This window comes from Candidatus Omnitrophota bacterium, assembly GCA_028693815.1.
In the GTDB taxonomy this organism is placed as follows: domain Bacteria; phylum Omnitrophota; class Gorgyraeia; order Zapsychrales; family Aceulaceae; genus Aceula.
In genome coordinates this window covers 1-13137 of record JAQUUP010000003.1, presented here as the reverse complement: position 1 = coordinate 13137, position 13137 = coordinate 1, and the positions used below count along the sequence as shown (strand labels likewise).

At 38.2% G+C, this 13137-nt stretch carries 8 protein-coding genes; all 8 read left to right on the top strand.

Annotated features, from left to right (window positions below):
- Positions 1-3: 3 nt before the first annotated feature.
- Complete coding sequence (miaA, locus tag PHY73_01425; protein ID MDD3374369.1) at positions 4-933, top strand: tRNA (adenosine(37)-N6)-dimethylallyltransferase MiaA; 930 nt, start codon at positions 4-6, stop codon at positions 931-933.
- The gene (gene hflX / locus PHY73_01420) at positions 930-2180 is read left to right on the top strand and encodes a GTPase HflX (GenBank protein ID MDD3374368.1); all 1251 of its coding nucleotides are present in this window, start codon (positions 930-932) and stop codon (positions 2178-2180) included. Before miaA ends, hflX begins: the two co-directional genes overlap by 4 nt.
- A gap of 419 nt (positions 2181-2599) precedes the next feature.
- Entirely contained in the window at positions 2600-7924 is a 5325-nt protein-coding gene (locus tag PHY73_01415) for a hypothetical protein (GenBank protein MDD3374367.1), read from the top strand.
- 136 nt (positions 7925-8060) lie between these two features.
- Positions 8061-8672 (top strand): hypothetical protein, encoded by a 612-nt coding sequence (locus PHY73_01410; protein ID MDD3374366.1) that lies wholly within the window; start codon positions 8061-8063, stop codon positions 8670-8672.
- A gap of 147 nt (positions 8673-8819) precedes the next feature.
- Positions 8820-9563 (top strand): hypothetical protein, encoded by a 744-nt coding sequence (locus PHY73_01405; protein MDD3374365.1) that lies wholly within the window; start codon positions 8820-8822, stop codon positions 9561-9563.
- 5 nt (positions 9564-9568) lie between these two features.
- A complete protein-coding gene (grpE, locus tag PHY73_01400) occupies positions 9569-10111 on the top strand; it encodes a nucleotide exchange factor GrpE (protein MDD3374364.1) in 543 nt (180 codons plus the stop codon).
- Between the two features lie 46 nt (positions 10112-10157).
- The gene (gene dnaK, locus PHY73_01395; GenBank protein MDD3374363.1) at positions 10158-12077 is read left to right on the top strand and encodes a molecular chaperone DnaK; all 1920 of its coding nucleotides are present in this window, start codon (positions 10158-10160) and stop codon (positions 12075-12077) included.
- Between the two features lie 165 nt (positions 12078-12242).
- Positions 12243-13137, top strand: an 895-nt coding sequence (gene dnaJ, locus PHY73_01390; GenBank protein ID MDD3374362.1) for a molecular chaperone DnaJ, incomplete at its 3' end; no start/stop codon positions are given.

The window sequence follows — 13137 nt, the reverse complement described above, 5'->3', positions numbered from 1 at the left end:
TTTATGACAAAAAAGAAAATTATTTTTATCGTTGGACCAACCGCTGTCGGAAAAACAGATGTTGCTTTTTGGTTAGCAAAAAAACTAAAAACACAAATTATTTCATGCGATGCCATGCAGGTTTACAAAGAGGTTTCCATTTTAACGGGAAAACCATCTTTAAAGATGCTTGGAGGAATTAAGCATTATTTGATTGATGTTATTTCGGTGGCAAAGAATTTCGATGTTTCTATGTTCCGTCAAGAAGCGCTTAAGGCAATTTGTGCTATTGAGAAAAAGAAAACAATTCCTATTGTTGTTGGTGGAAGTGGATTGTATATGTCTGTTTTACTTGACGGAATATTTGAAGAAAAGGATTCTGAAAAGAATTTTGAGGTTCGAAAAAGAATTGAAGAAAATATTAAAAATAATGGAAGGGAAGAGGCTCTCGAACGACTTAAAGAAATAGATCCAATATCTGCGTCAAGAATTCATGCGAATGATGTTAGGCGGCTTGTACGTGCTTTGGAGGTTTTTGAAGTTTGCGGAAAACCAATTAGTCAGCTTCATCCAAATAGAGAAGGTCTTTGGGGTAAATATGATATTTGTATTTTTGTATTAAATCGAGATCGAGATAAACTTTATAGTGATATTGATAAACGTGTAGACAAAATGTTTCAAAAAGGCGCTGTTAAAGAAATCGAGAATATTAAGGGTAAGAAAATTAGTCGAACAGCGAAGAGCATTATTGGTTTTAAGGAAATATCTGAGTTTTTGGATGGGCGGTGCGATTTAGAGCAGACAAAGGAAATTATTAAAAAGAATACTCGAAATTTTGCTAAGCGCCAATTGACATGGTTTCGGCGTGACCAGAGATTAGAATGGATTAATATTAAAGATAATGACACGGTTAAAAATATAGGCGAACAAATTTTAAGAGAGGCGATGAAGTGACAGAAAAGATTTTAGTTGTAGCGATTGAATTTAAAAAAGGTAAAAATTGGCCGCTTGAGCAGGTTGCTGAGGAACTTAAAGAGTTGATTCTTTCTTGTTTTGGAGAAATTGTTGATTTGGTTCTGTGTCGAGGAGTAGAGCCGACACCAAATTTTTTAATTGGGGAAGGAAAAGTAAAAGAGATCGCAGAGATTTGCGCGCTTAAAAGTATCGATACAGTTATTTTTAGCCAAGAATTAAAAGGGAGCCAAAGGCATAATCTTGAAAAGGAACTGGGGGTTAAAGTCGTTGATCGTACGCAGGTGATCTTAGATATTTTTGCTAAACATGCTAAATCTCAGGAAGGAAGAATGCAAGTTGAGCTTGCGCAGCTTCAATATCTTTTGCCGCGACTAAGAGGAAGAGGGACAGAGATGTCTCGCTTGGGTGGCGGCATTGGAACCCTCGGTCCAGGCGAAACAAAACTAGAAATAGATCGCAGAAGAATTACAGATCGTATCGAGAAATTAAAAAAACAGCTTGAGGGCGTTAGCCAAATTAGAAAAACAAAGCGTAAAAAAAGACAAAACCAAAAAATTCCTGCTATTTCATTAGTTGGATATACCAATGCAGGAAAGTCAACGCTTTTAAATCAGTTAACAAAATCGGATCAGCGTGTTTATGATGGGTTTTTTACAACGCTTGATCCACTGTCTCGACAATATGTTATGCCTAATCATCAAACCATTGTTTTGTCTGATACGGTTGGTTTCTTGCATGATTTACCGCACGGGCTTATTGATGCGTTTCACGCCACACTTGAAGAAGTCGAGGAGGCAGATATTTTGCTTCATGTGGTTGATGTCAGTAATCCTAAATTTCGAGATTTTCATGAATCAGTTGTTGTTGTTTTGAAAGAATTGAATGTCCAAAACAAACCGATGATCACTGTATTTAACAAAATTGATAAAATAGAAGATCGGACAGGACTTAATTATTTAATTGATAGTTTTGAGAATGTTGTTTTTGTTTCAGGTCAAACAGGTGAAAATATGGATTATTTAGTCGAGCGTATTTCAAAGGTGTTGGCTCCTTCGTTAATACAGATTGATGTTCACATCCCTGTTGATCGTATGGATTTGGTTAATCTTTTGTATGAAGAAGCTCAAGTGTATGAGATAAAATATACAAGCGAGTCTGTGTGCGTTCGAGCTTCAGTCCCGCCAAAGGTTTTTCAGAAAGTTAAGGGTTTTTCTATTAAAAAATAAGGAAAATTTTTTGGTAAAATATTTTAACTCTTTGAAAGAAATAAAGTTAAGGTGTTTAAAGAAAGCGTTTACTTAAAGGTGCCATTTTGGCCTTGAAAAGTTTATTTTATCGGCTATACTTTGGGTACAATATTTAACTGCCACGGTAGAAGAGCTTTTAAAGGGAGTTCGGAACCGTGGCTTTTTATTTGAGAAATAGAATATTTTCTTTGAGAAATTGATATTTTTTTGGTTTTCTTTGAAATACTGTTTTAACTGGTTGTAAAATAATGACTTATGACGCTACTAATATTAGTATATATTTGATATCAAGTGGCATTCAGAATAAGCGCGTGCTATACTTTTAGTGCCTAAGTCACGGAATAAACAAAAATCAGGTATATAATTTAGATATTTAATAACAAATCAAGGAGGGCTTTATGTTGTTTCAGAAATTAACGAGATTAATCACTCTTACCATGGCAGTTGTGTTTATTTTTGCTGCGCCTGCTTTGGCTGTCAACATGCTTGCAACTCCAGGGTTTGAAAATGGCTTAAATGGTTGGACTAGAATAGAGCCCGCCGTAGTACAAGGTACTTTGCCAACATGGAATCTTGCACCGAGTCCTTGGGGGAGTTATTCTGCTATAAATACAATTAATGTCAATGCTCTTCAATCATCGGCACCGGAATACTATACAACACTTAAACAGGAATTTAATGCAAGCGTTGGGACGACTTATTATGCAACACTTCAAGCGAAGACAAATATTAGTCCATTATCGACAGCGCAGGCTGGAGTTGCAATTCAATTTTTAAATTCTGCAGGATTCGTTATTTTCGATTCATCTGATATGATTGGCGGGACAACTGATTGGAAAAATCTTTATTTAGCTGTTACGGCTCCTCCGGGAACCGCAAAGATTAGATATAATTGCTCAGTTTATGCATCTAAGGACGATGTCATAGCTCAGAATGGTCTTGCGTATTTTGATGAAGCTGTTTTGACCACGAGTTATATTGAACCTCCAGGAGGAAGTCAGCTTCAGAATCCAGGGTTTGAAAATGCATTTAACGGCTGGACTATTACAGAGCCGGCACTTGATCCTAATCTAACTCCTCCTCCGGCGCCAACGTGGAGTCTTCAGACGCCGAGTCCTTGGGGAGTTTATTCTGCTAAAAATACAATTAATATTGAAGATCTTGTTACAGAGCCACTTAAGCCAGGCGATCCTCTTCCAGATTATTATGCTACTGTTAGCCAAGAACTTTATGGTGCAAGCGCCGGAGAGACGTATTATGCAACACTTCAAGCAAAGACAGATATCAGTGTATTATCGACAGCGCAAGCTGGAATTTTAATTCAATTTTTAAATTCTGTAGGAACTGTTCTTTCTGAGGCATCTGATACGATTGGAGGGACAACTGATTGGAAAAATCTTTATTTAGCTGTCACAGCGCCTGCGGGAACTGTAAAGATTAAATATAGTTGTATGGTTTTTGCGCTCAGAGACGATCTTGCTGCTCATGACGGAGTTGTGCTATTTGATGAAGCTGTTTTGACCACTGACTATATTGCACCTCCAGGAGGAAGTCAGCTTCAGAATCCAGGATTTGAAAATGGGCTTAATGGTTGGGATATTACAGAAGCGGCACTTGATCCTAATCTAACTCCTCCTCCGGGACCAACATGGAGCCTTGAACAAAATAATCCTCTTGCAGAGTCTCTTTCGGCAAAAAATACAATTAATATTGAGGATCTTCTTACAGAACCCCCTCAGCCAGGCGATCCTCTCCCAGATTATTATGCGGCTGTGAGTCAGGATATTGATGCTCCAGAGCTCACAACATATTATGTAACTCTTCAAGCGACAACTGACATTAATCCAGCTTCAACCGCACAGGCTGGTGTTTCTGTTGTGTTCTTAAATGATGCTGGAGAGGAAATTGAAGATGACGATGGAAATATTATTGAATATAAAGACATGATTGGAGGCGTCACTCCTGTAGAACAACTTTACTTATCTTTTGATACGCCAGAGAATACTGCAAAAATCAGATATAGTTGTTCAGTCTTTGCATTAAGAGAAGACCTTAATGCTCAAGGTGGGATTGCGATATTCGATGAAGCTGTTTTGACGACTGATTATATTGCACCTCCTGTTGTTGAGAATCTACAAAATCCAGGATTCGAAAATGAATTTAACCATTGGGATATTACAGAAGCTTATTTAGAAGAAGGCACTGCTCCAACATGGAGTCTTGAACAAAATAATCCTCTTGCAGAGTCTCTTTCGGCAAAAAATACAATTAATATCGAGGATCTTTCAACTGAGCCACCTCCAAATGGCGATCCTCTCCCAGATTATTATGCGGCTGTGAGTCAGGATATTGATGCTCCAGAGCTCACAACATATTATGTAACTCTTCAAGCAAAAACTAATATTAATTCAGCTTCAACGGCACAGGCTGGTGTTTCTGTTGTGTTCTTAAATGATGCTGGAGAGGAAATTGAGGATGATGATGGAAATATTATTGAATACAAGGACATGATTGGAGGCAACACCCCCGAAGAGCAACTTTACTTATCCTTTAATACGCCAGAGGATACTGTAAAAATTAGATATAGCTGTTCAGTTTTTGCATTAAGAGAAGATCTTAGCGCTCAAGGTGGTACGGCGATATTCGATGAAGCTGTTTTGACCACTGACTATATTCCACCTCCTGTTGTTGAGAGTTTACAAAACCCAGGATTCGAAAATGGATTTAACCACTGGGATATTACAGAAGCTTATTTAGAAGAAGGCACTGCTCCAACATGGGACTTGGAACAGGTTGCTCCTTTTATGGGAATTTTTTCTGCAAAAAATACGATCAATGTTGAAGATCTTTCAACTGTGCCGCCTCCAAATGGCGATCCTCTCCCAGATTATTATGCGGCTGTGAGTCAGGATATTGATGCTCCAGAGCTCACAACATATTATGTAACTCTTCAAGCTATGACTGAGATTAGCGTAGTATCAACAGCGCAAGCCGGAATTTCAGTTGTGTTCTTAAATGATGCTGGAGAGGAAATTGAGGATGATGATGGAAATATTATTGAATACAAGGACATGATTGGAGGCAACACAAACTGGACACAGCTTTACTTATCTTTTGATACACCAGAAGGAACAGCAAAAATCAGATATAGTTGTTCAGTCTTTGCATTAAGAGAAGATCTTAGTGCTCAAGGTGGGATTGCGATGTTTGATGAAGCTGTTTTAACGACAGATCCTATTCCACCTCCTGGAGGAGATTTGCAAAATCCAGGATTCGAGAATGGTCTTAACGCTTGGGATGTTTCTGAGCCAGTGCCGTCTTCTATAACATGGGATCTTGAGACACAGTCTCCTTTTGCAGGAACTTATTCTGCTCGAAATACAATTGATGTAACGAATTGCAGCGATTTTGATTATTATGCAACCGTTAGTCAAGAGTTTGTTATTCCGCAGCCGGTGTTAGGCACAATGTATTATGCAACGATTGAAGCGCAGACGAACATTAATCCAATATCAATGGCAGCCGGTGGACTTGCTATTGAGTTTCTGGATGATGGCGGGCTCGTCATTGAGGAGGATCTAAACGGTAATCCTGTGGGAGATGAAGATATTATCGGAGGAGAGACTTCTTGGCGACTTCTCTATGTTGCTGCAGCAGCGCCTCAGAATGCTGTTAAGGTTCGATATGTTGCCTTTGTTTCTGCCAAAGAAGGCGATACATTGGCTAATGGAGGTATTGTTCAGTTTGATCAAGCTGTATTGAGCACTGATGTTATTCAGCCTCCAACACCACCTGGAAATTTGATGAATCCTGATATGGAGAATGGTTTGCACGACTGGACCATTGTTGAGCCATATATTAATTGGCCGCAGCCTAATCAGGCAACCAGTTCTTGGATTGCTCAAGCAGAGTATGTTAGCGGAGGAGCATTGGCAGCGAAAAATACAATTGATAATTTAAATATGTATGGGAATGAAAATTATTTTGCTGCATTGACCCAAGAATTTGATGCGGGTCCAAATGATCCGTTTTATGCAACTGTTCAAATAAAAACAGATTTTGATTTTAATTCCTCTGCAACAGCAGGGCTTAAGATTGAAGCATTAAATGCGGCCGGCGAGGTTGTTTCTGATTCAGATGAAAGCGTTGTTGGTGTTAATGGTTGGACGCAATTACAGGTAAGCGGTACTTTGGCCGATAATGATAGTATTGTAAAAATGCGTTATATGCTTTATGTTTATGCAAATGCAGGAGATGTGCTTGCCGATGGAGGTGTGGCGTATTTTGATGATGCATTTTTAGATTTTGCATACGTCAATCATCTTGGGGTACTTAACGGTCAAGACACGTTTCCTCAAGAGACGGCTCAGCAATCTTATTATACAGGTGCTGCATCGACGAGAGCAACGATCCGATACACATTAGGAAGTAGTCCAACGCAATCAGATATTTATAATACATATCACTGGACAACGCCGGGTGAAGATATGATTTCAGGTGAAATCGTGACGGCTCTTAATTCTGAGATTGCTCCAATCGCTCCTGCGTATCATTTTAGCGATTGGTATGAGACAACAAATCAAATAGATGCCATTAAGAATTTTGTTTATTGGATTGATTATTTACCGCCGATGGGAGGATATTCTCCGGCATTGGTTCCTGTCAATGGCGATCTTAATTGGCGCTTAGTTCGCGGTATTGTAACAGATGTTAAGCCTCATCCTTTTGCGGCTCCTATGCCAGAGTTTAACGTTGAAGGTTTATGGGTTAATGATCCAGAAGTTTCAGGTCTTGGCTTTAATATCTATCAAACAACAACGGCTTTTCAGGCAGATTATTTGCCTTTGGTATCAACAGGAACGTATAAAGCTGTATACGAACCGCCAGAGAATCTTAATCAAGAAGCGTATAAGAAAGAATTAGAAAATACTTCTTGCCATCTTGTTCAAGCAAGGCCTAATTCAAGCTTGGTTGTTGCGCTTGCACAAATTGATGAAATGAATCAAGAAAGAAAAGCAGAGACACAAGAAAGCGTTGCTTTATCAAGAGAAAAAGGTTTTCCAAAGTCTCTAATGAGCCATGGAAACTTTCAGAAGGCACCGGCTCCAGTTCTTTGTTTGATTTATTTGGCGCAAGCATTGCCTGATCCTTTGAAAGGTGATGCTGAGTTCTTGAGTTTATTTGATAAAGCCCAAGAAATGAGAAAATTCAATGTGACTTCTCTGGATGACAATAAAGAATATACATTATTGGCTTTAGACCGATTTGTTTCAAACATAACGCCTTCATTAACAAAAAATGAAAAAGGTGATATTGACGGGACAAAGGCAAGTAATATATCTAATCCATATCAGAAGAATGTTTTAAAAACGCATGTGTTGGTTCAAGTTAATCCAATTAACGGAGCTTGTCTTCAGGCAACATGGGATGAAGCAGGAGAAGTGTATCCTCGCATTTCACAAAGCGAAGCGGTTTCAATTGCTTCAAGATATTTGGGCAAGGATTCTTCTTCTCGAAAATATGGATCAAACAGAGTCTCTCGGATGGAAAGCAATGCTTCTCTTGTTTGGTCAAAAAGTTTCGGCACATCAAAGTTTCATCCAAGTTATGAAGTTAGCTTTGAAAAAGGCGAAAAGGTTTATGTCCATCCTGATGGAACAGTGACGTTAAAATCGCCAATTAAATCAGAAAGAAAGGTAGGATCTATTTTTTCTGACAAGTAAAAGGTATTTAAAAAGAAAAATAGATGGGCGGGGTTTTAAAACCCCGCCCATTTTTTTAGATGTTTTGACAAATAAATTCGATTGATATACAATTGACGCTTAATCCATTGATTAATATTTTTAAAAAGGGGATTTTATGCAAGATATGACAATGATTCAGCAAGGCTCTATGCGTGACTTAGCAATTCAAAGTTCAAAGAATTTTAAGAAATCTTGGATTGATCTTGGACGTGTTCTATATTCCATCTGGCGAGATAAGACATATAAGGAATGGGGATATCAGGACTTTGATAAATATGTAACGAAAGAGATTGGTATTCGCAAAGCAACATCTTTAAAACTTTTAAAATCTTATTATTTTCTCGAAAAAGAAGAGCCAACGTATCTTGATAAAGAATATGCTGAAAATGCCGAGGCGACTGAAATTCCAAGCTATGAAGCTGTTGATGTTTTAAGACAAGCTAAGGATAAAAACATAAATCATGAGGATTATCAATCGCTTAAAGAAAAAGTTTTCTTAAAAGGTAAAGATTCAAAAGAAGTGCGCAAAGACTTGACTCTTTTGATGCGGCAACGCGAAGAGCTGGACCCCAAAGAGGCTTGGCAGAAAAGAAAGGAATCTAATATTAAGCGCTTTATTGGAACGCTCAAATCTTTGAAGCGAGAGATGGAAGATTCGAAAACTCTTCCTGCTGAAATATCGCGGGAAGTCAATGATCTTATTGCTAAGCTTGAAGACCAGATTTAATAAAATTCCTTAAAAATATTTTGTTGACAACAAGCAAGTTTTTGCTATAATTCTGACTTAGCATTCTTCAGTATAGAGTGCTAATTTTACCCTAACGCATTATATTTATAGGGTTTTTATTTCAAGAAGAATCGAGAACATGAAAAAATGCGTTTAAAACGTTTAGACCCACAATATCGTAAAGAGAAAATTTTGACTTATGTTGTCAGCCGTTATATTCAGTATATAACGCCTGTGAGTTCTAATCAAATTGTTGAAGAGCGGCTTTTTGATTTGAGCCCAGCGACTATTCGAAATATTTTAGCAGAACTAGAAGAAGATGGTTTTTTAACACATCCGCATACTTCAGCAGGTCGAATTCCAACGCAAGATGGATATCGCTATTATGTAGATCATTTGATGGAAGAGATTGATCTTTTGGCTATTGAAAAGCAAAGGATTCTGGCCGAATATAGTCAGGGCGTTTTAGAATTAGAAGCTCTTTTGAAAAAAACATCCGAGATTTTGGCCCAAGAAACGCGTTATCCAGCCATTATTTCTATAGATGGGTATGGTGACAAAACATTTTGTAGGGGAATTAGTTTTGTTGCGGGATATCCGGAGTTTCATAATTTTCAGAAAATTGAACGCCTTGTTCATCTTCTTGAGGAAAAAGAGAGAATTTTGGAAATTATTAATCGTGACTTAGAGAGAAAAATTCATATTTATATTGGCGATGAGGCAGGGTGTTCAGATATGGAAGGTTGTTCGTTGATTGTTTCTCGATATGGAAATGAGAATGGACCCAAAGGTAGCGTTGCGCTTTTAGGTCCGACTCGCATGAATTATGAGAAGGCAATTTCTAATTTAGAATATTTTACAGAATTAATTGATGAAATGTTAATAAGGTAAAAAAGATGGAAAAAGAAGAGAAGAAAAAAGAAGAAAAGAAGGAAGAGAAAAAAGAGGATATTGTTGTTCTGAAAAAAGAAGAACATCAAAAATTGCTTGATGAAGTCGCTGATCATAAAGATAAATATTTAAGAATTTATGCTGAATTTGAAAATATGCGCAAGCGGACGGAGCGCGAAAAGCTTGAATTTTTTAAATACGCGAATCAAGAACTGATCATTGAGTTTTTAGGTATTCTCGATGATTTAGAAAGATCTGTTGAGGCTGCACGTGCTAACCATGAAGATTATACTGCTTTTTTAAAGGGCATCGAGATGGTGATGGCACACGTTTATGATCTTTTGCGTAAAAATGATGTTAAACCTATTGAGTCAATTGGAAAGATGTTTGATCCGAATTGTCACGAAGCTCTTATGCAAGAAGAGACATCTGAGGCAGAGGAGGGGATTGTTTTAGATGAATTTCAAAAAGGATATATGTTGGGAGATAAAGTGATTCGCACAAATAAGGTAAAAGTAGCAAAACAAAAACAAAGTGAATCAGAGTAAGAATTTTTAAAAGACAGAATGTAGTTCTTAAAAGGAGGATAAGAAAATGGCAAAAGTTATTGGAATTGATTTAGGCACATCAAACTCCGCGGCGGCAATCATGGAAGCAGGCCGTCCTTCAATTATTCCATCAGCAGAAGGTGCTGGCGTGGCATCAGGCAAAGCTTTTCCGTCTTTTGTTGCATTTGACAAAGAGGGAAATCGTCTTGTTGGCGAGCCAGCTAAAAGACAAGCGGCCGTTAATCCGCAAGGAACGGTGTATGCCGCTAAAAGAAAGATGGGAACAAGTGAGAAATTTTCTGTTGACGGAAAAGAATTTACGCCACAACAGATCAGTGCTTTTATTTTGCAAAAAATCAAGGCTGATGCAGAGAAATATCTCGGAGACACTGTTGATGAGGCTGTAATTACTGTGCCTGCTTATTTTAATGATAATCAAAGACAAGCGACTAAAGATGCTGGTGAAATCGCAGGATTAAAAGTATTGCGTATTATCAATGAACCAACAGCTGCTTGTCTTGCTTATGGTTTAGATAAAGCTGGTAAAGAGCAAAAAATTATGGTTTTTGATTTTGGCGGAGGAACGCTTGATGTCACTGTCTTAGAAATGGGATGGGATGAGACACATAAAGCCGCAACGTTTGAAGTTTTGTCGACCAGTGGAGATAATCATCTTGGTGGAACAGATATGGATAATGTGTTGATTAATTATATTTGTGAAGAGTTTAAGAAAGAAAGCGGTATTGATCTTAAAGCTGATAAGATGGCTTTTCAGAGACTTCGGGAAGCCGCTGAAAAAGCAAAGGTAGAACTTTCTTCTACAATTTCAACGGATGTTAATTTACCGTTTATCACTGCTGACGCAACAGGACCGAAACATCTTAATTTGAAGGTTGAGCGTTCAAAATTGGAAAGCTTAGTTTCTCCAATTGTTGATCGTTGCCAAGGACCAATTGCTCAGACCCTAAAAGATGCGGGTGCCAAGCTTGGAGAAGAAATTAAAATTGATAAAGTTATTTTAGTTGGCGGTCCAACTCGTATGCCGATTGTTCAAGAGTTCGTTGAAAAGCAAATAGGTCAGAAAATTGAACGTGGTATTGACCCGATGGAATGTGTAGCTCTTGGGGCTGCTGTTCAAGCTTCTATTATTAAGGGAGATGCTAAAGAGGTTCTTCTTTTAGATGTTACCCCATTGTCTCTAGGGATTGAAACATTAGGGAGTGTTTGTACAAAATTAATTGAAAGAAACACAACGATTCCAACGAAGAAAAGTCAGATTTTTTCAACTGCCCAAGATAATCAAACAGCAGTTACGATTCGTGTTTTGCAGGGTGAGCGTCAAATGGCAAATGACAATATAGAGTTGGGACGTTTTGATCTTGTTGGCCTTCCGTCAGCGCCACGAGGCATTCCGCAAATTGAAGTTACATTTGATATTGATTCTGACGGAATTGTTCATGTTTCGGCAAAAGATAAAGCAACAGGAAAAGAGCAGTCAATTAAAATTACGGCATCAACTAAATTGTCAGATGATGATATTAATAAAATGGTTAAAGAAGCAGAAAAATATGCTGAAGATGATAAAAAGAAAAAAGAACAGGCTGAGACGCTTAATGAAGCCAATAGCTTTGTTTATGCGACAGAAAAATCTCTAAAGGATTATGGAGATAAGGTTTCAGCGGAAGATAAAGCTAATATTGAAAAAGAATTAGAAGCTTTAAAAGAAGCCATTAAAACGAATGATGCTGAAAAAATTAAGCCTGTTATGGAATCTTTGCAAAAAGCAAGCCATAAGCTAGCTGAGGAAATGTATAAGGCATCTGCCGCCCAGCAAGCGCAAGGTCAGCCTGGGGCTGAAGCTCAGCCAGGGTCAGATGGGTCAGCAGGTCAAGAATCAGAATCTAAAGGTTCTAACAAAGAAGACGTTATGGATGCTGATTTTACAGCAGAAGATGATAAGAAATAAATATTAAGAAATAAATGAGTGCCTGCTTTTTATTTAAAGCAAAAGCAGGCACTTTGTTTTATAGGATTAGAACTGTTAGATGTCTTGATGCTTTTTTTGGGTACGAGATAAGTTCACCCAGCAAACTTATGTTCGCTGGTCGTTCTATAAGTTTGGAGCTCATTTATGAAAAAAGATTATTACGAAATTTTAGGGGTTAAGCGAGAGGCAACGATAAGCGAAATTAAAAAAGCTTATCGGAAGCTTGCGCTTTCGCATCATCCAGATCGTGTTCCTGAAGATAAAAAGAAAAGTGCCGAGGAGAAGTTTAAGGAAATTTCTGAAGCGTATGCTGTTTTATCAGATCCAAGCAAAAGAAAAACATATGATCAATTCGGGCATGCGGGCATTGATCAGAATTACACTTCAGATGATATTTTTAGAAATGCTGATTTTAGCAGTATTTTTCAGAATATGGGATTTGGTGGCGATGTTTTTGAAGACATTTTGGGCGGATTTGGTTTTGGTGGCCAGTCTAGCCGATCGCGAGGCCCAAAACGTGGTCAAAGCATTCAATATGAGTTTGAATTGACATTAAAGGAAGCATTTGATGGAGTTGAAAAAACACTTAAAGTTCCTCGTCATGATTTTTGTAAAAAATGTAATGGGACTGGCGCTAAACCTGGGACACAGCCCAAAACATGTTCGAGATGTCAAGGCAGGGGCCAGGTTGTAACAGATAGTGGATTTTTTAGGATGGCGCAAACTTGTCCCCAATGTCGAGGAGAAGGGAAGACGATCTCTGAATTTTGCCCTGATTGCCAGGGTCAAGGCGTTGTGCGTGTAACCAGAAAAATTGAAGTTAAGTTTCCTGCGGGTGTTGATACTGGTTCACAGCTTCGCGTTCAAGGTGAGGGAGAAGCAGGCAAGGCTGGACGAGGAGATCTTTATATTTATATTCGTATTCGTGAGGATGAGATTTTTAAGCGCGAAGGAAATGATATCTATATGATTTTACCGCTTCATTTTATTAAAGCAGCGCTTGGTGCAGAGGTGAGTGTTCCGACTCTTGGCGGTAACG

What these genes read in the sequence shown, in the direction of transcription:
- miaA (MDD3374369.1), top strand. Translation starts at nt 4, where the DNA reads ATGACAAAAAAGAAAATTATTTTTATCGTTGGACCAACCGCTGTCGGA.
- PHY73_01415 (MDD3374367.1), top strand. Translation starts at nt 2,600, where the DNA reads ATGTTGTTTCAGAAATTAACGAGATTAATCACTCTTACCATGGCAGTT.
- PHY73_01410 (MDD3374366.1), top strand. Translation starts at nt 8,061, where the DNA reads ATGCAAGATATGACAATGATTCAGCAAGGCTCTATGCGTGACTTAGCA.
- PHY73_01405 (MDD3374365.1), top strand. Translation starts at nt 8,820, where the DNA reads ATGCGTTTAAAACGTTTAGACCCACAATATCGTAAAGAGAAAATTTTG.
- grpE (MDD3374364.1), top strand. Translation starts at nt 9,569, where the DNA reads ATGGAAAAAGAAGAGAAGAAAAAAGAAGAAAAGAAGGAAGAGAAAAAA.
- dnaK (MDD3374363.1), top strand. Translation starts at nt 10,158, where the DNA reads ATGGCAAAAGTTATTGGAATTGATTTAGGCACATCAAACTCCGCGGCG.